The organism is Gilliamella sp. CG16 (genome assembly GCF_046635785.1).
Classification (GTDB): Bacteria; Pseudomonadota; Gammaproteobacteria; order Enterobacterales; family Orbaceae; genus Gilliamella; species Gilliamella apicola_I.
In genome coordinates this window covers 15,697-40,353 of the sequence record NZ_JBIDFL010000011.1, presented here as the reverse complement: position 1 = coordinate 40,353, position 24,657 = coordinate 15,697, and the positions used below count along the sequence as shown (strand labels likewise).

At 34.7% G+C, this 24,657-nt stretch carries 23 protein-coding genes, 1 pseudogene and 1 riboswitch; of the genes and pseudogenes, 11 read left to right on the top strand and 13 right to left on the bottom strand.

Going from position 1 to position 24,657, the window contains the following annotated elements; translation table 11 throughout:
- Positions 1 to 200 precede the first annotated feature (200 nt).
- Positions 201 to 246, top strand: a riboswitch (PreQ1 riboswitch).
- A gap of 3 nt (positions 247 to 249) precedes the next feature.
- Positions 250 to 672 carry a 6-carboxytetrahydropterin synthase QueD gene (queD, locus tag ACGH47_RS09720; protein WP_267380739.1) on the top strand — a complete coding sequence of 141 codons (423 nt, stop codon included), beginning with the start codon at positions 250 to 252 and terminating at the stop codon, positions 670 to 672.
- Between the two features lie 2 nt (positions 673 to 674).
- Positions 675 to 1,289: a 7-carboxy-7-deazaguanine synthase QueE gene (locus ACGH47_RS09715; RefSeq protein ID WP_267380740.1), complete on the top strand. Its 615-nt coding sequence runs from the start codon at positions 675 to 677 to the stop codon at positions 1,287 to 1,289.
- A 354-nt stretch (positions 1,290 to 1,643) separates the two neighbouring features.
- On the opposite strand, the gene pgeF is transcribed toward ACGH47_RS09715, so the two are convergent.
- Both pgeF and rluD read right to left on the bottom strand, forming a co-directional pair.
- Positions 1,644 to 2,411, bottom strand: coding sequence for a peptidoglycan editing factor PgeF (pgeF, locus tag ACGH47_RS09710; protein WP_411623332.1), 768 nt, complete (start codon positions 2,409 to 2,411; stop codon positions 1,644 to 1,646).
- Positions 2,412 to 2,421: 10 nt separating this feature from the next.
- Positions 2,422 to 3,396 carry a 23S rRNA pseudouridine(1911/1915/1917) synthase RluD gene (rluD, locus tag ACGH47_RS09705; RefSeq protein ID WP_411590537.1) on the bottom strand — a complete coding sequence of 325 codons (975 nt, stop codon included), beginning with the start codon at positions 3,394 to 3,396 and terminating at the stop codon, positions 2,422 to 2,424.
- An 89-nt stretch (positions 3,397 to 3,485) separates the two neighbouring features.
- On the opposite strand from rluD, the pseudogene bamD reads away from it, so the two are divergent.
- Positions 3,486 to 4,208 (top strand): annotated as a pseudogene (bamD, locus tag ACGH47_RS09700) (outer membrane protein assembly factor BamD); the annotation flags it as partial.
- A gap of 177 nt (positions 4,209 to 4,385) precedes the next feature.
- Here bamD and ACGH47_RS09695 read toward each other — a convergent pair.
- Positions 4,386 to 5,006: a hypothetical protein gene (locus ACGH47_RS09695; RefSeq protein ID WP_065559308.1), complete on the bottom strand. Its 621-nt coding sequence runs from the start codon at positions 5,004 to 5,006 to the stop codon at positions 4,386 to 4,388.
- A 474-nt stretch (positions 5,007 to 5,480) separates the two neighbouring features.
- Complete coding sequence (locus ACGH47_RS09690; RefSeq protein ID WP_267360175.1) at positions 5,481 to 6,098, bottom strand: hypothetical protein; 618 nt, start codon at positions 6,096 to 6,098, stop codon at positions 5,481 to 5,483.
- 227 nt (positions 6,099 to 6,325) lie between these two features.
- Between ACGH47_RS09690 and leuS the strand changes: the two genes are divergently transcribed.
- From leuS to infA, 5 genes are all read left to right on the top strand, one after another.
- A complete protein-coding gene (gene leuS, locus ACGH47_RS09685) occupies positions 6,326 to 8,908 on the top strand; it encodes a leucine--tRNA ligase (RefSeq protein WP_411623320.1) in 2,583 nt (860 codons plus the stop codon).
- 33 nt (positions 8,909 to 8,941) lie between these two features.
- On the top strand, positions 8,942 to 9,436 hold the full coding sequence (lptE, locus tag ACGH47_RS09680) for an LPS assembly lipoprotein LptE (protein ID WP_267352465.1): 495 nt from the start codon (positions 8,942 to 8,944) through the stop codon (positions 9,434 to 9,436).
- Complete coding sequence (gene holA, locus ACGH47_RS09675; RefSeq protein WP_411623319.1) at positions 9,423 to 10,448, top strand: DNA polymerase III subunit delta; 1,026 nt, start codon at positions 9,423 to 9,425, stop codon at positions 10,446 to 10,448. Before lptE ends, holA begins: the two co-directional genes overlap by 14 nt.
- A complete protein-coding gene (nadD, locus tag ACGH47_RS09670) occupies positions 10,442 to 11,098 on the top strand; it encodes a nicotinate-nucleotide adenylyltransferase (RefSeq protein ID WP_411604733.1) in 657 nt (218 codons plus the stop codon). The genes holA and nadD overlap by 7 nt, the downstream gene beginning before the upstream one ends.
- A gap of 231 nt (positions 11,099 to 11,329) precedes the next feature.
- On the top strand, positions 11,330 to 11,548 hold the full coding sequence (gene infA / locus ACGH47_RS09665) for a translation initiation factor IF-1 (RefSeq protein ID WP_025315083.1): 219 nt from the start codon (positions 11,330 to 11,332) through the stop codon (positions 11,546 to 11,548).
- A gap of 122 nt (positions 11,549 to 11,670) precedes the next feature.
- On the opposite strand, the gene ACGH47_RS09660 is transcribed toward infA, so the two are convergent.
- Both ACGH47_RS09660 and ACGH47_RS09655 read right to left on the bottom strand, forming a co-directional pair.
- The gene (locus ACGH47_RS09660; protein ID WP_411623318.1) at positions 11,671 to 13,113 is read right to left on the bottom strand and encodes an amino acid permease; all 1,443 of its coding nucleotides are present in this window, start codon (positions 13,111 to 13,113) and stop codon (positions 11,671 to 11,673) included.
- Between the two features lie 213 nt (positions 13,114 to 13,326).
- Positions 13,327 to 13,593, bottom strand: coding sequence for a YkgJ family cysteine cluster protein (locus ACGH47_RS09655; protein ID WP_267360165.1), 267 nt, complete (start codon positions 13,591 to 13,593; stop codon positions 13,327 to 13,329).
- Between the two features lie 116 nt (positions 13,594 to 13,709).
- On the opposite strand from ACGH47_RS09655, the gene yeiP reads away from it, so the two are divergent.
- Together yeiP and ttcA are read left to right on the top strand one after the other, a co-directional pair.
- Entirely contained in the window at positions 13,710 to 14,282 is a 573-nt protein-coding gene (gene yeiP / locus ACGH47_RS09650) for an elongation factor P-like protein YeiP (RefSeq protein ID WP_411623317.1), read from the top strand.
- Between the two features lie 14 nt (positions 14,283 to 14,296).
- Complete coding sequence (gene ttcA, locus ACGH47_RS09645) at positions 14,297 to 15,193, top strand: tRNA 2-thiocytidine(32) synthetase TtcA (RefSeq protein ID WP_267360163.1); 897 nt, start codon at positions 14,297 to 14,299, stop codon at positions 15,191 to 15,193.
- 168 nt (positions 15,194 to 15,361) lie between these two features.
- On the opposite strand, the gene glnE is transcribed toward ttcA, so the two are convergent.
- The 6 genes from glnE to rplM form a co-directional block, all read right to left on the bottom strand.
- A complete protein-coding gene (glnE, locus tag ACGH47_RS09640) occupies positions 15,362 to 18,190 on the bottom strand; it encodes a bifunctional [glutamate--ammonia ligase]-adenylyl-L-tyrosine phosphorylase/[glutamate--ammonia-ligase] adenylyltransferase (RefSeq protein WP_411623316.1) in 2,829 nt (942 codons plus the stop codon).
- Positions 18,191 to 19,324: 1,134 nt separating this feature from the next.
- Positions 19,325 to 20,269, bottom strand: coding sequence for an inorganic triphosphatase (locus ACGH47_RS09635; protein WP_411596864.1), 945 nt, complete (start codon positions 20,267 to 20,269; stop codon positions 19,325 to 19,327).
- 153 nt (positions 20,270 to 20,422) lie between these two features.
- Complete coding sequence (locus ACGH47_RS09630) at positions 20,423 to 20,833, bottom strand: ClpXP protease specificity-enhancing factor (RefSeq protein WP_411623315.1); 411 nt, start codon at positions 20,831 to 20,833, stop codon at positions 20,423 to 20,425.
- A gap of 47 nt (positions 20,834 to 20,880) precedes the next feature.
- Positions 20,881 to 21,513 (bottom strand): glutathione S-transferase N-terminal domain-containing protein, encoded by a 633-nt coding sequence (locus ACGH47_RS09625; RefSeq protein ID WP_267352456.1) that lies wholly within the window; start codon positions 21,511 to 21,513, stop codon positions 20,881 to 20,883.
- A 318-nt stretch (positions 21,514 to 21,831) separates the two neighbouring features.
- Positions 21,832 to 22,224: a 30S ribosomal protein S9 gene (rpsI, locus tag ACGH47_RS09620; RefSeq protein ID WP_034901366.1), complete on the bottom strand. Its 393-nt coding sequence runs from the start codon at positions 22,222 to 22,224 to the stop codon at positions 21,832 to 21,834.
- Between the two features lie 11 nt (positions 22,225 to 22,235).
- On the bottom strand, positions 22,236 to 22,664 hold the full coding sequence (gene rplM, locus ACGH47_RS09615) for a 50S ribosomal protein L13 (protein ID WP_034901369.1): 429 nt from the start codon (positions 22,662 to 22,664) through the stop codon (positions 22,236 to 22,238).
- Positions 22,665 to 22,938: 274 nt separating this feature from the next.
- Between rplM and ACGH47_RS09610 the strand changes: the two genes are divergently transcribed.
- A complete protein-coding gene (locus ACGH47_RS09610; RefSeq protein ID WP_267380756.1) occupies positions 22,939 to 23,559 on the top strand; it encodes a YrbL family protein in 621 nt (206 codons plus the stop codon).
- On the opposite strand, the gene pmrB is transcribed toward ACGH47_RS09610, so the two are convergent.
- Entirely contained in the window at positions 23,531 to 24,634 is a 1,104-nt protein-coding gene (gene pmrB, locus ACGH47_RS09605) for a two-component system sensor histidine kinase PmrB (protein WP_267360153.1), read from the bottom strand. The two genes, ACGH47_RS09610 and pmrB, sit on opposite strands and share 29 nt — an antisense overlap.
- Between the last annotated feature and the right edge of the window lie 23 nt (positions 24,635 to 24,657).

The window sequence follows — 24,657 nt, the reverse complement described above, 5'->3', positions numbered from 1 at the left end:
GAAAAATTTCAAGAGCTTGTCAAGAATTTTTTTACAGATAATAAAAACTGACTAACGTGAAACATTTTAGACCTAAAAATGATAAATTTAAATATATTTACAATCGCATCCTAAATAGAATATCTAGTTTCAGATAATCATTGAAAGGTGACAAATAACTTGATATCTATTATATTAACCGCTTTCTTCTGTTAGGTTAACTAACCGTGGTTCGTGATCCATCCCACGAAAAAAAACTAGGAATGTAAAATGTTCAAAATTGCCAAAGAGTTCCAATTTGATGCTTGTCACATGTTAGACGGGCATAACAAAAAATGTCATAACCTGCATGGTCATACTTACCGATTAGTCGTCGAAATTAGTGGTGAACTCATTAATAAGGGTTCCAGCGAAGATATGGTAATGGATTACGCTGATCTCAAATCCATTGTAAAAAAACATATTATTGATCCGCTCGATCATGCTTATCTTTACCACCAAAATAATGTTAATGAATGCCGTATTGCTACCTTATTGCAAGAAATGGATCGAAAAACATTTGCTTTTCCGTGTCGCACAACCGCTGAAGGAATGAGTCAATACATTTTTGATTGTTTATCGAACTATTTACCCATATCCAAGATTAAACTGTGGGAAACCCCAAGCTCATACTGCGAGTATCAACGGGGTTAACTATGCTTGAGTTTCGTATTGTTGAAATCTTCGAATCACTGCAAGGCGAAGGTTATAATACCGGTATGCCCGCCATTTTTATTCGCTTGGCAGGTTGTAATCTAAATTGTTGTTGGTGTGATACCAATTTTCGCCAATATACCCGTTTCACATTAGATCAACTTCTCGACAAAGTGAAACAGTATAAAAGCAAAAATATCATTATTACGGGTGGCGAGCCAACCTTAGTTAAAGATCTATCTAAATTACTCTTACCCCTTAAACAAGCGGGTTATTTTATTGCTATTGAAAGTAATGGTTTAGGCAAAGTCGACGCTTTAATTGACTATATTGCTCTCAGTCCTAAGTTTTGCTATCAATCACGTTATCAAAAAATAGTTCAGTCAATTGCTAATGAAGTGAGAATCGTTGCTGAAAATCATCCTGACTTCATTTCGTTTTGCCAATATATAGAACAAAATATTCAAGCTAAACGCTATTACTTATCGCCTTGTGAAAGAAATGGCGAGTTTAACATGCATGACACAATCATATTACTTGGACAAATTAATCAAAATCGTATTGAAAATAAATGGTTACTGAATATCCAAACGCATAAATTTGCTAATATTGAATAATTAATCACGAAAAAGCACATCTGTTTACCGTTAACGGCTCATAATTTTGCCCTGAACGATTGTGATGGTTATATAACTTAATAATTTAATAAAGTTTTTGTTACGAAAATAAGAATAACATGTTTGAATTTTGCATACTATTAGCCAAGATTAACTTGCTCAAAACATGAAAGATAAATTTTTAATGAAAATTAACTTAACTTCACTCAGTTAAACACGTAAGAATGATTATTTAGCTGGCAGAAGAGAAGTTTTATATTTTTTAGTCACCAAGATAGAATAACTGAGGAACGTCATGATTGGTTTCTTTATTTGCCAGCTAATCTGAGAATGTTTGCACCATTTTTTTAAATATCACTCAAACCAAATCATTGATGCCATTCTTCCTGTTCGGTTTTCTCGTCGATAAGAAAAGAATTTATCTTGTTCTGTATAAGTACAATAATCACCACCAAATATTTTATTTACACCTGTTGAATTCAAACGTTGTTTGGCAATTAAGTAGAGATCGGCCAAATATTTTTGCTCTGGTATATTGATTAATTTAAATGCACTTTTTGCTTCTGGATCGATGGCCTCAAATTGTTTTTTTATTTCTTCTCCTACTTCATATTTTTTGGCACTTATGGCTGGTCCCATCCAAACCATAATTTCGGATGGTTTACAGGAGAATTTTTTAACGGTTTCTTCTAAAATTCCATTGCACAATCCTCGCCAACCCGCATGCGCTGCCGCGACCTCATCGCCTTTCGAAGAGCAAAATAATAAAGGCATGCAATCGGCAGTTAACACAACACACACTTGCTTTGCTTGATGAGTATAAGCCGCATCAGCTTCAAATATTTGTTTATTATTAACGATTCCAGTGGGGGGTTGTAATTTTATTTGTGAAATATCAAGGGCGACAGTACTATGAGTTTGATTAAGCCAATAAGGTTCGCTGGGTATCTGTTCAGCGGTAATTAAGCGTTTTCGGTTTTCTGCAACATCATTTATATTATCACCGGTACGCCCTCCCATATTTAAACTTTCAAATGGCGGCATACTGACACCGCCCATTCGTGTTGTGGTCAACGCTCGAACATTTTTCGGCGCAAACCAGTAAGGATAAATCGATTTAATCATTTTTCTTTCACCAATCCAGCTCATGTTTATATAATTCTGTATCTTCTTGTAATGCTTCAACTAGTCTTTGCATATCTTCTGGTATAGGCGCATGCCATTCCATTTGCTCACCCGTTATTGGATGATATAACCTTAACATGGTTGCATGTAATGCTTGCCTATCAAATTCTCGTAATGTGTTAATAAGTGTTTCGCTTGCCCCTTTTGGTGGTCTTGGACGTCCGCCATAAAGAGGATCACCGACCAAAGGATGAGCAATATGTGCTAAATGTACTCGAATTTGGTGTGTTCGTCCAGTTTCTAATCGTAAACGCAATCTTGTATGCAATCGATATTTTTCTAAAACACGATAATGTGTTACAGCAGGTTTTCCTGTCGGAAACACAGCCATATGAGTTCGTTTGGTAGGGTGTCGGGTAATCGGCTGATCTATTGTTCCTCCCGCCGTAATAATACCCATAGCTACCGCTTCATACTCACGGGTTATTTCTCTTAATTGTAGCGATTCGACTAAATGCGTTTGGGCAACGATAGTTTTAGCAACGACCATCAAACCGGTCGTGTCTTTATCCAACCGATGAACAATACCTGCACGTGGAACGCGAGCAATTTCAGGACAGTAATGTAATAACGCATTTAATACTGTGCCATTTGGATTACCTGCACCAGGGTGAACAACTAAATCACGTGGTTTATTTATCACTAAAATATCATCATCTTCATAAACAATATTTAATTTAATATCTTCTGGTTGATGATAAGTCTCTTCTTCAATCTCAGCATGAATAATAATTTTTTCACCACCCAATACTTTCTCTTTGGGTTTATTAACTATCACATCGTTTACTAATACTTTATTATTGATAATCCAGTCTTTAATTCTTGAGCGAGAATAATCGGGGAAAAGTTCTGATAATGCTTGGTCTAAACGCATCCCAAGTTGAGTTGACTCAATTTGATTTGATAATTTTAATTCTTGCATATGTAATTTATCTATTTTAAGCTGATATGTTTTAGAGTATTATATACTAATCATAACGGTTATTGTTTATTTTTTGGATTGGAAACTGAATGAAATTACGCTTACACTCGTTATTGGCTATCGCATTAAGTGGTGTGCTTATTGGTTGTACATCAACAAAGCCTGATGTTGAAAATGTATCAGAGGTTGAACTCCATAGTAAAGCACAAGATGCACTTAATAGTGGTAATTTAAAATCAAGTATTACTGTTTTAGAAGCATTGGATAAAAGTTACCCTTTTGGTCCCTATTCTCAACAAGTTCAACTTGATTTAATTTATGCATATTACAAAACTGCAGATTTACCACTAGCTGTAGCCTTAATAGACCGTTTTTTAAAATTGAATCCGACTCATCCAAATGTTGATTGGGTGATATATATGCGTGGCCTATCTAATATGGCTCAAGATGACAATATGATTCAAGGTTGGTTCAATGTTGATCGTTCAGATCGCGATTCCCAATATGCGATCACGGCTTTTAAAGATTTTTCCTACCTCGTTTCCAGTTTTCCTTCAAGTTATTATGCCGCTGATGCACAAAAACGCTTAGTTTTTTTAAAAAATAGAATAGCACGTTATCAGTTAAAAGTGGCTGAATTTTACACCAAACGTGGGGCGTATGTCGCTGTCATTAATCGTGTGACACAAATGCTATCCCTATTTCCCGATACAGATTCAACAAAATCTGCTCTATTGTTAATGCGCAATGCTTATCAAGAATTAGGGTTAACGGCAGAAGTCGAAAATGTTGATAAACTCATTCAAGCTAATCTTGAAAATATGCCCAAAGAGCAACAAAAGTCATTCTTTTCACGGTTTACTAGCGTCTTTAATGGCGGCTAATTAACCATTAATCACTTCATATCCAAATTTGTATAAAATCGAGTATGGCTATTTAATTGTTTAAATAGCCATATTAGTATTTTATCATCAAGAAACATTGCCTCGTTACCTTCTGACATATAAATAACGGTATACTCCATGATCATCATTTATATTTGTTAATGCTTTTGTTAGTTCTTGGGTAAGTTTAGTTGATAAAGTTGTATCTGATGAGGATAATGTAAAATCTGGCTTTATAATTTGTTCTTCGACATATTGTATAAATTGAAGAAATTGATCAATATCTTTTTTGGATAAATATATACTTTTTGCCATCATCATATTAATAAGCTTATTGTTAAACTCCAAAATAATCGTTTGATATAGCACTACGGTACTTTTATACATTATTACTGTTTTTAATGCTGACCATTGAAACGTTTGATTCAATGTTTTATGGTCATCAATACTAATCGAATATGAATTGACATTAATCGTCATTTTTTTACGGAACAAGCGAGCAATACATATAGCAAATAGAAAGATAGAAAATAATTCCGGAACAAGCAGTCCAACAATAAAAATGACCTCAAAGTACCGGTTGGGAATCATCGGCATAATCGCATCAGAGAAAAATAAATACATGAGACAACCAAGGACTAAAACACCAAAGCAACAAATGAGTATCATTAAATTTTTAAATGAGCGCTGAGTAAAACAACGAAATTCAAATGTACGATTTTCCATAAGCTATTCCTTATATTTTTTTAGAAAAATATCTTAAATTTTTTTTAAATACTTTGAGAAGAAAAGATTTATTTCTTTTTATTTATATTGTTAACTTTATTGTGTTTAATTCATATAAATATTGGTATCAAATCATTCTTCTTGTTTCTTACATCGTTTATAAAACGTGCCAATAGAGTTACCAAATTATTTTTTATTAGCAATAATAGATAGGACATATATTCATCACGTAAGAACAATATTGCCTAGATGAGATTGAAGCCCCAAAAGTCGATGAACTTATTTAAACCAATTTCGAAAATATACCGGTTGAAGAGAAAAATCATTCTTTCTCGTATCTTAAGTGTGTTTAATGATAGCTATTATATTGACCAATTAAAAGACAGTTAACGTTTATCAAAACAGTTGATGGCTATTTAACCATTCAATAGCCATTGTTTTATCACTAATTTACAAACAACATATGTGCATTAGCTACTTTCTGATATAAAGGTAACGATATTCTAAATCATGTGAAACATCCACTAGAAATTCAGCTGTTTTAGATGATAAAGTTTTATCCACCGAGAATAATGTAAAATCTGGTTTGAGAACTTGTTCATGAAGATATTGTGTAAATTCAAAAAATTGATCGATATCTTTTTTGGATAATAGTGGAATTCTTCCCTTTACTATCTGCATATTAATACGCTCATTGTCAAATTCCAGGATAAGTGTCTGATTAATCCAAACAGCGTTTTCGACTTTAAACATTATTACTTTTTGTAATGCTGACCATTGAAACATTTGATTCAATTTTTTATGGTCATCAATATTAATCGAATATGAATTGACATTAAACGTCATTTTTTTACGGAATAAACTCACAATACTTATAGCAAACAAAACGCCAGAAAGTAAGCTCAACACAAGGATTCCACCAAAAAGAATCTCCATAAAATATTGTTTGGGGATCAAAGGCATGACAGCATCAGAGGTAAATAAAAAAATGAGATAACCTGCGACAAATGAAGCAAAGCTAATAACTGATATAACTAAAACAATAAATGAGCGACGAGTGAAACAACGAAATCCAAATGTACGATTTTCCATAAGCTATTCCTTATATTTTTTAGAAATATATCTTAAGTTTTTTTAAATATATTGAGAAGCAAAGATTTATTTCTTTTATTTTGTTAACTCTATTGATTTTAATTCTTATAAATATTGGTATCAAATCATTCTCCTTGTTTCATATATCGTTTGTAAAACGTGCCAATAACCAATACAATTAGCAAATTATTTTTTATTAGCAATAATAGATAGGACATTAATTCGTCATGCAAGAACAATATCGCCCAGATGAGATTGAAGCCAAAGTTCAACAACATTGGCTAGAGAACAAAACATTTCACGTTACTGAAGATGCATCTAAAGAGAAGTATTACTGCTTGTCAATGCTTCCTTATCCTTCAGGTCGTTTGCATCTTGGTCATGTCCGTAATTATACAATCGGTGATACGATCTCACGTTATCAACGTCTAAATGGTAAAAATGTATTACAACCAATAGGTTGGGATGCTTTCGGTTTACCCGCTGAGGGGGCGGCAGTAAAAAACAATACCGCACCAGCAAAATGGACTTACGAAAATATTGCTTACATGAAAAAGCAATTACAATTATTAGGTTTTGGTTATGATTGGGATCGTGAAGTCACCACTTGCCGACCAGAATACTACAAATGGGAACAATGGTTTTTTACTAAACTTTATGAAAAAGGTTTAGTTTACAAAAAGACTTCAGCAGTTAACTGGTGCCCTAACGATCAAACTGTACTGGCGAACGAACAAGTCGTTGAAGGTTGCTGTTGGCGCTGTAATACCCCCGTCGAGCGTAAAGAGATCCCACAATGGTTTATCAAAATTACTGACTATGCCGAAGAGCTACTCAATGATTTAGATACGCTTGAAGATTGGCCAGAACAAGTTAAAACAATGCAACGAAACTGGATTGGTCGCTCTGAAGGGGTCGAATTTGATTTTGCTGTAGAAAACTACAATGATAAATTGCGTGTTTATACAACTCGCCCTGATACCTTAATGGGCGTAAGTTTTGTCTCAGTTGCCGCTGAGCACCCATTAGCACAATTAGCAGCGAAAAATAATCCGAAAATTGCTGAATTTATTGCAGAATGCAAAAATACCAAAACGGCAGAAGCCGATATGGCAACAATGGAGAAAAAAGGCATCGCCACTGGGTTTTATGCTATTCATCCGTTAACGGGTAATAAAGTGCCAGTATGGATTGCCAACTTTGTCTTAATTGAATATGGCACTGGTGCAGTAATGGCAGTACCGGGACATGATGAGCGCGATTATGAGTTTGCTTCAAAATATAATCTGCCAATTAAACCAGTTATCTTAAATCAAGATGGGCAAGCTCCTGACTTGTCTGAAAATGCTTATACTGAACATGGTAAGCTATTTAACTCGGGTGAATTTGATGGACTTAATTTTGAGCAAGCATTCAATGCGATCGCCGACAAATTGACTGCATTGGGTATTGGTGAGCGTAAAGTCAATTATCGCTTGCGTGATTGGGGTGTTTCCCGTCAACGTTATTGGGGTGCACCAATTCCAATGGTCACCCTTGAAGATGGAACCACCATTCCGACGCCAGAAGACCAATTACCGGTTATTTTACCTGAAGATGTCGAAATGAATGGGATCACAAGTCCAATTAAAGCCGATCCAAATTGGGCAAAAACGACTGTTAATGGTCAAGCGGCATTACGAGAAACCGATACCTTTGATACCTTTATGGAATCATCATGGTATTACGCACGTTATACTTGTCCGCACTATGACAAGGGCATGTTAGATGAAAAAGCAGCGAATTACTGGTTACCTGTCGATCAGTACGTTGGTGGTATTGAACATGCCATTATGCATTTACTTTATTTTAGATTCTTCCATAAATTAATGCGTGATTTTGGCTTAGTCAGCTCTGATGAACCAGCTAAACGATTACTTTGTCAAGGCATGGTACTTGCTGATGCATTTTATTATACCAGTCCAACAAACGAACGCATTTGGGTATCACCGACCGAAGTCACCATTGAACGTGATGAAAAAGGTCGTATTTGTAAAGCAATCGACCGCAAAGGCAATGAACTTGTGCATGCAGGTATGACTAAAATGTCGAAATCGAAAAATAACGGCATCGATCCACAAGAAATGGTAGAAAAATATGGTGCTGACACAGTTCGATTATTTATGATGTTTGCCTCGCCTGCTGATATGACGCTTGAATGGCAAGAATCAGGTGTTGAAGGGGCTAACCGTTTTATTAAACGTGTTTGGCGTTTAGTGTATGAATATGCGCAGCAAGGCAAAAGTGTCAAATTAGATGTGACACAATTGAATGCTGAACAAAAAACATTGCGTCGTGAACTTCATAAAACCATTGCCAAAGTCAGTGATGATATTGGACGTCGACAAACATTTAATACGGCAATTGCTGCTGTCATGGAGTTTATGAATCGTCTACAAAAAGCACCTTTAGAAAACGATCAAGATTATGCATTAATGAACGAAGCTTTAAACGCGATTGTTCGTTTACTTTATCCAATGATTCCGCATGTCTGTTTTATTATGTGGCAAGCATTAGGGCATAGTGAATCAATCGATGATGCAACATGGCCGATTGCTGATGAATCAGCGATGATTGAAGATGAAAAACTCATCGTAGTACAAATTAATGGTAAAGTTCGGGGCAAATTCACTGTACCTGCTAATGCTGAGCAAGATTTTGTTGTAGAACAAGCTAAACAAGAACCTAATATACAAAAATATTTGGCAGATGTGACTATTCGTAAAGTCATTTATGTACCAGGTAAGTTATTGAATTTGGTTGTTGGTTAATATTGTTAATAACGAAAATTGGTGGTAATACTTATGAAAAAATATATCGTCTTAATCATGCTAATGGCAATATCACTGACAGGGTGTGGATTTCATTTGCAAAATGAAACAGAGATACCTGCACGATTTAAAACTATGTCTTACGTAAGTTATGATCCTTACGGTAAATTATCAAGATATGTTAAAGAACTCTTGCATGATAATCATATCACACTAGTCAATGATGATGCTTCAGGCAAATATCCGACACTGAATATCACCAATGAAAATATTGATCGTAATACCATATCGATTTATCAAGACGGTAAAGCTGCTGAATATCAATTAGTTTTAACCGTCCATGCTCAAGCCGTAATCAATGGTAAGCAAATATATCCAATTAATGTACGGATATTCCGTACATTCTTTGATAATCCGTCAACGCCATTATCTAAAACAGCAGAGCAAAATTTAATCGAAGACGAAATGTATAGGCAAGCAGCAAAACAGATTATAGGTAAATTAAAATCTGTAGATGCCAAAAAATAACGTTGTTATGATTAAAATCAATGCTGATCAAATTACTAATCACCTAGGATCACCCTATTATTTATTAGTAGGAAGTGATCCCTATCTGCAACATTATGCACAAACTCAATTGCGTCATACTTTCAAACAGAAAGGATTCGATGAGCAACTGACATATACGATAGACAATCAAACCGATTGGTCAGCAATTTATGACAGTTGTCAGGCATTAAATCTATTTTCGAATAACACGCTTATCTTTCTTGATTTTGGTGATAATGCATTAAATACAGCCTTAATAACAAAGCTTAATACACTAAGTGACGTTTTAACCCCTGAAATTGCGCTAATAATCAGTTTAAACAAAATCACTAAAACCCAAGAAAACGCAACATGGTATAAAGCGTTAAACGATAAACTTGTTGTCGTTAATTGCGTCACGCCCGATACCTTACAATTACCTCATTGGATAAAAAGTCATCTTCAGCACAGACAAATAAGCATCGAACCACAAGCGATTGAACTACTTTGTTATTATTATGAAGGTAATTTACTCGCATTAACACAAATTATTGAACAATTAAAATTACTATATCCCAATCATACCATTAGTTATGATCAAGTTGAAAATAACATTAATGATTCGGCTGTATTTACGCCTTATCATTGGATTGATGCCATGGTTGCCAATAAATCTAAACGTGCAACACATATATTACACCAACTAAAAATGAATGATTTGGAACCACTGATTTTAATGCGAATTTTTCAACGAGAGCTAATTCTACTTATTAATTTAAAAAAATCTTCAGAAAAAAAATCGCTTAAACAAGCGTTTGATGAATATAAAATATGGCAAAACAAAAGAGCTTTATATACCGCCTATTTAACGCGTTGTGATATCAAAAATTTATTTACCACTTTGGCAAAATTGACCGATATTGAGATCGGTTTAAAGCACGATAGCCAATTGCAAATTTGGGACAATTTGACCAGTTTGATGATGCAATTTATGGGATTAAATCAATGCTAACCGCTTTATTTGGTGGCACGTTCGATCCTATTCATTATGGTCATCTACGCACTGCAATTTCATTAGCGCAAGAAGTGGGTTTGACACAGATAGTTTTATTACCCAATAAAATACCACCACATAAAGCGCAACCAGATGCAACCACACAACAGCGTCTGGCAATGTTAGCATTAGCCATTGAAGATTTACCTTTGTTTACCGTTGACACCCGTGAAATTGTTCCTAGCACTGTAAATCGACCTTCTTATACCATCGATACTTTAAAGCAATGGCGTCATGAAAACGGGAAAACCGCATCACTTGCATTCATTATGGGGCAAGATTCATTACTGAATTTGCCCAGTTGGTATAAATGGCAATCATTACTCGATTATTGCCATTTGATTATTTGTCAGCGACCAAATTATGCCGCAAGAACTGATAATGTTGAATTTCAACAATGGATTGATAAAAATCGTACGACTAATATAAAAAATTTGCATGATTCTGCTCAAGGATGTATCTATTTTTCTGATACGCCTTTAGAAAATATTTCAGCAACGCAAATCAGGCAAAAAATTAAGAATCAACAAAGTTGTGAAGGTCTATTACCACTAAAAGTTTGGCAATATATCCACCAACAAGGTCTTTACCAGACAAAGAAAATTTAGAAATGACTTTACTTCTGGGAGTTTTTTCGGCATTATTTTGCGGCGATACTTATATGTTGTAAGTTGAGCTTTTTTATGTTTATACACACTATCATTTTATCTTATGATAAAATACTGAACTAGTCATTTAAGAAAAGCATCCAAAGTTGACTTTTCTTTCCCTCAAAAATAAAAGGGATATCATAAACGAGTTGTGTATAGTTAATTTGTTTTTATTATTAAGAGGCCCCAATGGCAAAAGAAGATAACATTGAAATGCAAGGTACCATACTTGATACTCTTCCTAACACGATGTTTCGTGTTGAACTTGAAAATGGTCATGTCGTTACTGCACATATTTCTGGCAAAATGCGAAAAAACTATATTCGTATTTTAACTGGCGATAAAGTTACTGTTGAAATGACGCCTTACGATCTTTCTAAAGCACGTATCATCTTCCGTAGTCGCTAATATCGTTATCAAACTTGTTATTTAAAAATTAACTAACCTTATGGGTTATTTTTCTCTTTTTTAATAAAATTCCGTCGACATAAATGTCGACGGAAGAGAAAATTTTAACCAACTTTCTCAAACTAATCCGTTTGAGAAAAATCCATATCTTCGTATTTCACCCATTTAGTTTTCTTCACAATCTTATAACCGAAATAAATAATAAAGAATAACGGGATACCAACATAAGTCGCTATTACACCATTCCAATCAATGGTATCTTGTAAAAATGCTTCATAGTTTTGCCCAAGGGTGATGGTGAGACAAAGTACAAAAGCAAATATAGGGCCAAAAGGGAAACAACTTGAACGATAAGGTAATTTATTCACATCAAAACCTTGAGCCATGTATCCTTTTCTGAATCGATAATGACTAATCGCAATCCCAAGCCAAGCAATAAATCCGGTCATCCCCGACATATTAAGAAGCCATAAATAAACTTCTTGATCTTTATACATTGATGTTAAAAAACATAACATAGCAACAAATGTTGTGGCTAATAATGCAAATCGAGGCACACCCGTTGAAGATAATCTTGAAAAGATTTTAGGTGCTTTTCCTTCTTTTGCTAAGGCATATAGCATACGTGTCGAGGCATATAGACCAGAATTACCTGCGGATAAGACTGACGTTAGAATAACCGCATTCATTATGGCTGCTGCCGATAATAAGCCCGCATGTTGGAATACTAATGTAAATGGGCTGACACTAATGTCGGTCTCCTCATTACGAAGTAAATTAGGATCGGTATAAGGAATAATTAAACTGATGACTAAAATTGCAAAAATATAAAATAGCAAAATACGCCAAAAAACTTGTTTCATGGCTTTAGGAATATTTTTTTCAGGATCTTTTGATTCGCCGGCTGCAATACCAATGAGTTCTGTGCCTTGGAATGAAAAACCAACCACCATAGCAACACCAATCATCGAAGAAAAGCCACCAACAAAAGGCGCATCACCAACAGTCCAATTTTGCCAACCAGTGCTTTCACTCCCACGTAAAATACCGACAATCATTAATAAGCCAACTGCAATAAAAATGATAACAGTCACAACTTTAATTAATGAGAACCAGAACTCAGCTTCGCCAAAACCTTTTACAGAAATATAATTTAAACAGAAGATAATGCTTAAGAATAGCAAACTCCAAAGCCAACTATACGCTCCGGCATCAAACCAATACGAAATCACCAACTGCGCAGCAACCAGATCGACCGCGACGGTAATTGCCCAGTTGTACCAATAATTCCAACCTATCGCAAATCCGAACGCCTCGTCAACATAACGCGCGCCATAAGTCGCAAATGTCCCAGATACAGGTAAATATGCTGCAAGTTCACCAAGGCTGGTCATTAAAAAGTACACCATTACACCAATAATGGCATAGGAAAGCAAAGCACCGCCAGGCCCTGCCTGTGCAACTGTCGCACCGGATGCAACAAAAAGCCCTGTCCCAATTGAACCACCGATTGCAATCATGGCTAAATGGCGAGCCTTTAAATCCCGTTTTAATTTATTTTTCATAACAAAAATCTTCTTTTAAAGAGAGTAAAGGTAATTAAGAAAACTTCAGTTTCTAATCGGTTATTTTAACAAATTGATAGAAAACGCTATTTATCTTAATTATTGTGTATATTTATCATTAAATAATGAAATGCGGTGAAGTGTATCAAAAAAAAAACAACACGAGATAAATAATTCTAATAATAACGCAAGTTTGTTAAATATTAGCAATATTTAGGCGCTAGTGACCTGTTCTAATTGAGTTAAATAATCTAAAGCTTGTTCACGATCATTGCCACACATTTCCATACATGGCTTTAATCGACAACAAACCTTTGGTCTGGAGGATTGTCCAAAGAGTTGACATTGAAAACGACTATCTAAATGGATACAAGGCACGCCGGCAGGCTTGCCATTGGGCATTCCGGGAATAATGGACGAGATCGAAGGTGCAATACAGCAGGCCCCACAATTTTGACGACATTTAACCAATTCTGTCATAAGATTCCTTTAATTTAAGGAACATCGATAAATTTTGATGGTGACAATAGCAAGATAGCGGTAAAATAGCGAGCTAAATTTTAAATTCAATTTTAAAACCTTACAAAGAAACTATTATGGCAAAAGCAAATGAAATAAAACGTGGCGATGCCGTCACTTATAATGGCAAATTATTACTGGTTAAAGACATTGATGTTCAAAGTCCAAGTGCCCGTGGTGCAAGTACACTCTATAAAATGCGTTTTACCGATGTCAAGACAGGCGGTAAAGTTGAAGAGCGATTTAAAGGTGACGATATTATCGAAACCATTGAACTTTTTCGACGTCCAGTCAGCTTTTCCTATATCGATGGTGATGAATATGTCTTTATGGACAATGAAGACTATACGCCATTTATTTTCAAAAAAGCACAAATTGAAGAAGAACTTCTTTTTATTCCAGAAGGTGGCATGAACGGCATTCAAGTACTCATGGCTGATGGTGAAGTCGTTGCATTGGAATTACCACAAACGGTTGATCTAGAAATTATTGAGACCTCACCAAGTATCAAAGGGGCATCAGCAAGTGCTCGCACTAAACCAGCTACATTATCAACAGGACTTGTTATTCAAGTTCCAGAATATATTGATAACAATGAAAAGGTCAAAATTCATATCGCCGAACGTCGTTTTATGGGACGATCAGAATAACGTATTAATTTGTCATGAAAACCTATAATCAAAACAAACTCCATAAACGATTGCGTCGCCTTACTGGTGAAGCGATCGCTGATTTTAATATGATCGAAGAAGGCGATCGTATTATGGTCTGTTTATCAGGCGGTAAAGATAGTTATACCTTGCTTGATATTTTATTAAATTTAAAGATCAGTGCGCCTATTAATTTTGATCTTATTGCCGTTAATTTAGATCAAAAGCAACCGGGATTTCCTGAGCATGTATTACCGCAATACCTTGAGTCATTAGGCATTGAATATAAAATAGTTCAAGAAAATACCTATGGTATTGTCAAAGAAAAAATACCAGAAGGTAAAACAACTTGTTCGCTTTGTTCACGTCTGCGCCGTGGAATTTTATATCGCACCGCAACCGAACTGGGCGCCACAAAAATTGCCTTAGGTCATCATCGTGACGATATTTTAGAAACCTTGTTTTTAAATATGTTCTACGGCGGTAAACTAAAAGCAATGCCACCCAAATTAATGAATGATTCAGGTGAACATATCATTATTCGTCCGCTTGCGTATTGCAAAGAAAAAGACATTGCAAAATATGCTGAAATTAAGCAATTCCCAATTATTCCTTGTAACCTTTGTGGTTCACAGCCCAATTTACAACGTCAAGTGATTAAAGAGATGCTTAATGAATGGGATAAAAAATATCCCGGACGCATTGAAACCATGTTCCGTGCAACCCAAAATATTACTCTATCGCATCTTTGTGATACTTCACTTTTTGATTTCAAAGGAATTAAAAAGGGGGATCACGTAATTGATGGAGGAGATATAGCATTTGATCACGAAGATATGCCCCAACCGATTGGATTTGATGCATCCGACCTTGAAGATCAAGACATGATCTTATGGAAAGAAGTTAAATAGATCTTTATATTATCGCTATTTTGTAAAATTATCCCACTCAACACTTTAGTGGGATAACAAATCTAAAACATCATTTTTTCGTCAATTTTAATAGCGTTAACTCACTGATAACATTCAATCGATTATTCTATCGATAAATTTTAAATTGATCATCAACATTAATATTTTTTAATTCATTAACCATTTAGACCAACTTTGATTGACGATTTGTTTTTCCTCAACAAAACAGGTGTTATCAACCGTGCTAGGTAATAGTTGTAATGATAATTGATGAATTTCGTTACGCATATCTATATAAGCTTGAGTGAGCTTTTGGGCTTCATCCTGTTCCATAATCTGATAATTAGCAGCTAATTCTAATATCCGAACGTTATCGCTCCAAGTTGTCATTTTAGGATAATGATGTGCGTAATTAAGCACAAGATACTGTGATAAAAATTCAATATCCCCTATTCCACCCTGATCAATTTTTAAATTAAATAAATCTGGTTGAGTTGACCCCAAATGAGTACGCATTTTTTCACGCATTTCTCTAACTTCGGTTTTTAATTGATGTTCATCACGTACTTTACAAAGTACTTTATGTCGGATTTGTTTAAAACGCTCAATAAGTTCAACTTCGCCATAAATGGCTCTGGCGCGGACTAATGCTTGATGCTCCCAAGTCCATGCTTCTTCCATTTGATAGTCCTCAAAAGCAGCTAAACTGCAAGCCAATAAACCCGCTTCCCCTTGCGGACGTAAACGAACGTCAACTTCATACAAAATACCAAAACTGGTACGTACATTAAATAAATGGATAATACGCTGAACTAAGCGAAGATAGAATTGACGACTATCTATCTGTTTTTCACCCGTAGTCATACTGTTAACAGGGCAGTCATGTAAAAAAACTAAATCTAAATCCGACCCATAACCCAGCTCCCAACCGCCCAACTTACCATACGCAATAACCACTAAACCTTTATGGTCATCTGTAAGATGTTCTGGCTTGCCATATCGAGCTATCATTTGATTCCATGCCATTTGAACAACAAAATCAAGGAGAGCTTCGGCCACAAACGTTAAATGATCACTCACTTTCATGGTGGTTAATACATGCGCAACATCGGCTGCGGCAATATGCAATAATTGCATTTGCTTGAACTGGCGTAGCGCTTCAAGTTGTTGTTCTTCATCATCAACTTGAATGCGAAGCAAATATTGATAAAGTTCACTTTTATATTCATTAGGGGCAACCGTTTGATAAAGTGAATGAATATCGATCAGTTCATCTAACAAGATCGGATAATGTGCCAACTGATCACTAATCATTGGAGAAGCACTACACAACCGAATTAACTGCTTCAAAGCGGTAGGATATTCAAGTAATAATTCTAAATAGGTGGTACGGCTAACAATATTGACTAACAAAGGAAAAATTCTTGCTAACACAATTAAGGCATTTTTTTCATTGCAGAGTATTTCTAATAATCTCGGCATAAGTTGATCAAGGATTTCTCGCCCACGCACACCTATTGTCCGTTTACCAATATCATTGCGAAATTGTAACAACAATTGACAAAGCTGATTTGCCGTTTGATCACAATAGTTAGGTAACACCGCTTTGACATCACTTAATTCTAAGTCTGGTACCCATAAATCATCAAACTTATCATTATATTGTTTAGACTGGGTGGATTCGGACTGTTCATCACCGATTAATTCATTGAATATTTCACGGTTGATCAACATTCTTTTTGCCAAGTCTTGTTCAAAATTTTCCCAATTGTCAAACCCCATACTGATTGCTAAACGCATTTGATCTAGTTCATTGTCTGGCAAAGTTTGGGTTTGCTCATCATTAATCGCTTGTAAAAGGTTTTCACAACGACGTAAAAAAAGATAATTTTCTCGAAGTAAAATCACTTCACTGAGTTTCAGTAATGATTCTTGTTCAATAACCTGCAAAGCACTTAATAACGAACGTGTCTGCAATCCAACCACTCGACCACCTCGAATAAGTTGAAAGACTTGAACGATAAACTCAATTTCCCGAATGCCGCCAGCGCCAAGTTTAATATTGTTTTTTAAGCCACGACGACGGACTTCACGTTCAATCATACTTTTCATGTTTCGCAGTGATTGTAAAACACTAAAATCGATATAACGGCGATAAATAAAAGGTTTAAGCATTTGATAGAGTTCTTGGGTATAAGTATCATGCTGATCACCTAATACCTTTGCTTTCACCATTGCATAACGTTCCCAATCTCGACCTTGTTCTTGATAATAATCTTCCATAGAAGAAAAGCTAAGAACCAATGGACCACCATCCCCTAAAGGGCGTAAACGCATATCAACACGGTAAACAAATCCATCTTCTGTAATCTGATCAAGCGTTTTAATTAAACGTTGTCCTAAACGTGTAAAAAAAACCGCATTATCTAATTCTCGACGTCCGCCTTGTGTCTGTCCTTGTTCTGGATAAGTGAAAATCAAATCAATATCAGACGAAAAGTTTAGCTCGCCGCCACCCAATTTACCCATACCTAAAATCAATAACGGTTGGGGTTTTCCTTGCATATTGCTTGGCGTTCCCCATTCTTGACAACTTAATGAATAGAGCCAATCACGAGCCGTTACAACAATTATTTCTGCCAATTCACTGAGTTGTAACAAAATCTGTTCATCACTGCTTGCCTTTATTAATTGAGACCATGCTAAGCGAATTAGCATTTTATGGCGAAATTGCCTTAATATTTTCATTAACGAGGCTTCATCTATGACTGAAACTAATTGTTCATTTAACCAAGATTGATAATATTGTCTTTCATCTGCCAGTGGTGGGTTTTGTACAAAATCAGCAAGCCAATGTGGAAAACGAGAAAATGCCTCAACAAGAAAATTACTTTGCACTAAAATATCAAGGTTTGCTTGTACCAGTACTGGATCGCAATGTTGAAGCTGATTGATAACGCGTTGCTTTTGATCTTTAAAAAGATTAGATTGGGGCATTTTTCTGTCTCACACAAGGTATTATCGGGTTTGATTTGTTAGATCATTGCATCAACGCCATTTACTATAACCGAAAACATAATCTATATATTACTTTAAAACTCATTTTCACCAATACATCTATAACAACTTGTATTATGGCGTGATATTAATGTTATTTTTTTGAATCAAATAACAGTTTAGTCATAATTCTAACCAGTATCGAACTTAAAATAAACACCATTGCTATCGTTATCCATGTATAACACAATAAAAAGTTATTGGAGAATCTATAGAATGCTTGTAAATATTCATACAGAAAAACAGATACCCAAAAAATTATTGCAACCAAGATACAATTGAAAATAAATATACATAGCGAACTAAATATAAGTTTTTTCAGGTTTAAAATTTCTGTTACGCCTGTAAAACATTTTCTCAACAAAAAATAGCCTATCAAATTAGTCATGAATAAAAATAGAACTAAAATTGTTAGATTAATAATTGAACTTGTTAAACTGTGATAATAACCGAAAAAAATTAGAGGAAATAACAACGTGCTAAAATAACAATTATAAAGCGAAATAAATAACCCAAAATGTAACCGCTGACTTTCAGATTGAGTTAATACGTCATTGCTGCGAATAAAATTTTTATTAAACAATTTGATACTAAGATAAGTCCACAGTGTTATAAAAATATAACTAATTAATATGTTAACAAAATTAATCAATTCATAAGTTAGAGACGAAGAAGAGATAACAGAATTTGAATAATTAAGTTTATATCTAACCCATAAAAAGATATCACTGTAGAAAAGCGATCGTCCTGCAACCTCCATTGAGGCAAATAAAATAGCAACAAGTAAAGTATTAATAATATTTCTCGAATTGACTTGATGAATGGAGTATTTATTAAATAATACGATGGAAACAACAAATAAAACAATCGAACAAGGTATTTGGAAGAAGAAGTTGATTACGACTTGCCTAGTTACATACCGAATAAATTGATTATTTGTCATATCTGACAATAAAGGATAATCATCAAATCCAGTAACATAGACTATGATATATAAAATATTAAATAACCAATAAAATAAAACTAATAATAGTGGTAGTTTAAAAAAAGTCCTGTCCAATTTCATTGTTATACCTATATTCCATTTATTTCAGAAATTAGTTTAAGTTTGAGTTTTGTGTTTACCTCGCTATAAGCAAACTTTGCAATCGAGTCAATACGTTGTATCGCCATTTGCCACTGCTCAAAATCTGGCTCAATTTGAAGATTTAGGTTTATTAATACTTCGTTTATTTGAATAAGTAACTGTTTATAATAAATGAAATCATTATTTTCTAAAGCATACTCTTCATTTTGTTGCCAAAAGTTGAGTAAATTTGGTAAATCTTGTTCAATTTGTGCAGAAAAGAGTTCAGAAGTAACAGGTTTATTTAATAATAAACGGTAACCTCTTGAGGCCTTACTCTGCGAAAAAAGATGTAAGTTAAAACGACTTAATTCAATCGCAAAGTTAATCAAATCTTGTTTATTGCCTTGTTTTATTTCGAGTTCAACTTCTTGTATTGGTTTAAATTTACCATTTGAGGTTATTTTGCCTAAATCTAAAGCAACTTCAATTTCGCTATTCGCAAACGAGATTAACCACACTTGACGGGTAAAGTTAGTAGTAAAAAGTGGTTGTAAATTTTTCTGTAACTTTTCGATGTCACAATTGTTAGGAAATACGCCTACAGGAAATAGAGATAAATCGAGTTGTGGACAACTTAAATCAACATTATATTCAGCGCGTTCATGCAAACCGGCGATAGCATGACTATCACGTTTTAACGTCATTTCGTACTGTTTACTTTCGTTGCTTTCAGTTACTCTAAGTCTTAATCCACAATGATGATTTCGCAAATAATTATCCGCTGTGTCATAGTAACAGTTACACAAAGATAAGGTTGAAAATGTACGCTGATTGTTCGATAAGCTCGAAAACTCAAGCTCATCACTACTTGCCCATTGGTTTAAAAAAGATTGTAAATCAGCAATGTCACAATTATTTATCTGGAATTTTAACTCAATTTCATTACTCATGAATTTAAACGGGAATATGATTTAATTTGCTATATCATATCCCGATTAATGAAATAAATATACACTATTAGGTGGGAATAAACAGTTGATCATCACTTTCTATAGTTAACCAACTGTTCAACTGAATTTATTATCACGTTTTAGGTTAAATTATTACTTCACTACTCGGAATGGGTTTGTTGATTTTTTCTCGACTTTATCAGATTGCTGAATATCGGTTTCGCGTTGCTGTTTATATTCGGGTTCGTCTTCAAATCCCATGCCCACGCCATTTTCACGAGCATAAATGGCTTCTACGGCTGACATCGGCACAACAATATGTTGTGGCACACCCGAAAATCGCGCATTAAATTCAATTTTTTCATTTGTTGCCATATATTGCGCAACGGAATGTGGCGCAATATTTAACACGATCTGATTATCTTTCACAAACTCTTGCGGTACAAGAACACCGAATACCGAAGCATTTACCACGATATAAGGAGTAAGTTCATTATCAACAATCCAATCATAAAACGCCCTAAATAAGTAAGGGCGTCGAGCAGTCATTTGGTTTGGATCCATTTAGATTACCTTCTAAAATCACATAATAAATTAGAGCAGATAAATTATTATACTCTAATTTTTCTCTCATCTTCAGTTAATGAACTGATAAAAGCTGGGCGTTCAAAAATTCTTGCCATGTAGGCTAAATAATTTTTTTCCGCAACTTTAGGTAATTCTATACCAAGTATTGGCAATCGCCATAATAGAGGTGCGAAATAACAATCGCATAGCGTAAAATCATCACTCATAAAAAAGTCTTTTTCTTTAAACATGACAGAAATTGAGACTAAATCATCAAGAAGATTTTTACGTGCGACTTTAGCGGCATCACTATTTGGATCGGCGATAATGGTTTCATAGGCACTGTACCATTCTCTTTTAATGCGATACATCGTTAATCGAGAATTAGCACGCACAATCGGATAAACAGGCATTAATGGTGGATGAGGGAAACGTTCATCGAGATATTCTAACGCTATATGAGGCTCATACAGTGTTAAATCGCGATCAATCAACGTTGGAATTGAACCATAAGGATTAAGATCCAGTAACTCCTGAGGTAAATTATCAGCAGTTACAAACTCAATTTCAGCAGTCACACCTTTTTCTGCCAACACAAATCGGATCTGATGACCATAGATATCTGTTGTATCACAAAATAATGTCATTACAGAACGTTTATTAACAGCAACAACCATGTTCACTCCAAATATGCAAAATTTAAAATAGGTTTAGAGAGTTTCTATTCTAGCAAATTGGATAACAAAATTGTTAAAAAAAATTAATTTTCTTATCATCTTTCTTCAAATAATCGTTTTAATTGTGAAAAACTTTGACAATTTACCATGTTTAAGTCAATTAAAACCGATACAATTTATCAATAACAGTTGGCTCACAATTAAATAATCCGATGAAATGAAAAAAAAGACTTTGGTAATTGGAAGTGTGATAAATTTTAGTCATAAAAAAAACCCAGACAATGCTGGGCTTTTGAAATAATTTTGTAACGTCTGCAATTAACGTTTGCTGAATTGTGGACGACGACGAGCTTTGCGTAGACCCACTTTTTTACGTTCAACTTGACGTGCATCACGAGTAACAAAGCCCGCTTGACGTAATGAAGAGCGTAAAGTTTCATCATATTCCATTAATGCACGAGTAATACCGTGACGAATCGCACCCGCTTGACCTGAAATACCGCCACCTTTAACAGTGATGTAAAGATCAAGTTTGTCAGTCATTTCAACTAACTCTAAAGGTTGCATCACAACCATACGAGCTGTATCACGACCAAAGTATTGCTCTAATGAACGTTTGTTAATAACGATATTTCCACTACCTGGTTTAATAAACACACGAGCAGCAGAACTTTTGCGGCGACCAGTACCGTAATATTGATTATCAGCCATCTTCTATCCCCTTAAATATCTAATACTTGCGGTTGTTGTGCCGCATGATTGTGCTCGCTACCAGCATAAACTTTAAGTTTACGGTACATTGCACGACCAAGAGGACCTTTCGGTAACATGCCTTTTACAGCAATCTCGATGACTTGTTCAGGATGACGTTCAATCATTTCTTTAAAAGTCGCTTCTTTAAGTCCACCGATGTAACCAGTATGACGATAATAGATCTTATCAGTGCGTTTTTTGCCTGTTACAGCAACTTTTTCTGCATTGATAACGATAATATAATCACCTGTATCTACATGTGGTGTATATTCTGCTTTATGTTTACCACGCAAACGGCTTGCGATCTCAGTAGCTAAACGACCTAACGTTTTACCTGCTGCATCAACAACATACCAGTCGCGTTTAACTGTTTCTGGTTTAGCTGAAAAAGTACTCATTCGTATTTATCCAATTTTTAATTAATCTCACGTTAATAAATCAACCGATTTATTTACACTTTTTGATTGCAATGATTAAGTAACTAACCCCTTCGAGTTGTTATATTAACCTTGACAACCGAAAACAGCGTTGGGAAGAACACTGTTGTAACGTGGGTTGCAATATTATACAGAAATATAGTAAAAGTGCTAGGTTTTGTCATAAAAAATTATAGCAAGTAAAAACGCTTGCTGTTAAACTTAAAACTAATTTTACTCAATCATATTATTTTAGATGACTCAGATAATTCAACTTACCGATAAAGATTATATAAGCAAAGGCTTACATAGGAAGTGCTATCACCATCCGACTAATCCCGATCAATGTATTAAAGTCAACTATAATGACGGAGCAGAACAAGAAACTAACCGCGAAATTGCCTATTACAAACATCTTATTAAACGCAATATCTCGTGGGATGCGTTAGCCAAATATTATGGCCCTGTGCAAACAAATTTTGGTGAAGGTCATCTTTTCGAATTAATTCGTAATTATGATGGCAAAACCGCTACACCACTCGAAACATATCTTGCTGACCAACAATTAACACAACAATACTATGATGAATTAATTGTTTTGTTAAAAGCATTAAAGTCGACATTGCTTGACAATCGTATCATTACGATGACCATTAAAAGCAAAAATATATTATTTCAACATCTTTCAGAACAAAAAAATCGGCTTGTCATTATAGATAATATTGGTAATTCGACCTTTATTCCGGTTGCCAACTATATACCCTATTTTGCAAAATCGAAGATTGAGCGCACATGGCAACGTTTTTTAAAATCAATCATCAAAGATAATTGGCATAATCCACTGGTGGCTAATTTAATTGATGAGGTAAATCAGTAAGACGTAGCTGAGCAACGGTCCCTTGATGATGATCATGACGATTTTCTAAAGTGAACGATCCATGATGCAACTTTGAAATACGATTCACAATACTTAATCCAAGCCCTATTCCATCATGTTTTCGATCCATACGGAAAAAGGCTTGAGTTAATTTTTCGCTTTTAGACTCATCAATACCGCTACCTTCATCGACGACATTAATAATAATGCCTTCGGCATCTTTAAAACAATTAACGACAATTTTGGTATTGGGTGGACTATAACGACTACTATTTTCAACCAAATTTCGAATCAATAATCTAATTAAAGTGGTATCTCCTTCAAACATCAGTTTTTTATCAGGTATGTTCCATTGAATCGCTTGTTGCTTATGGAATGCTTGCTCGGATAACTCTTCAAAAAGCGGCAACATAATATCATCATGAAAATTAATTTTTTGATAGTGTCCAACAGTAAATTTTTGACTAGCTCTGGCAAGCATTAATAACTGTTCGACGGTATTAACTAAACGATCAATACGATCAATTAATTCATGACAATCGATATGATGTGTTGTTTCTAATAATTCTAAATGCAAACGGATACCGGCTAATGGTGTTCGCATTTCATGCGCAACATCAGCCGTAAAAAGACGCTCTTGAGCAAGTGTACTACTTAATCGGACAAACAACTTATTTAAAACAGTGGTAATGGATTTAATTTCTCGCTTATTACTAATGGGATCAATAGGACTCAGATTATCTTCGGTTCGTTCATTTAAATCTTTTTCTAACACTTCTAAGGGTTTTGTAATCCATTTAATGGCTTTATACGCAAGGAATAAAGTGACTAACATCATTGAAAAAGCAGAACAAAATAAGGCAAAAATAGCTTCTAGTTCTTCATGTTCAACCACTTCATCAATTTTGTTTTGACTTAAGGTCAAATTTACCAATACATCTATCTGTTCTTTACTTTCATGCCATAACCATAACACCGTAATGATCTGGCAAATGAGCATAATCGCCCCCAAAGTGAAAAAAAGATTCCAACGAATACTTTGACGAATATTATTTAACGATTTAAAGATCATCATGTTTTTCATTCAATAAAGAAAAA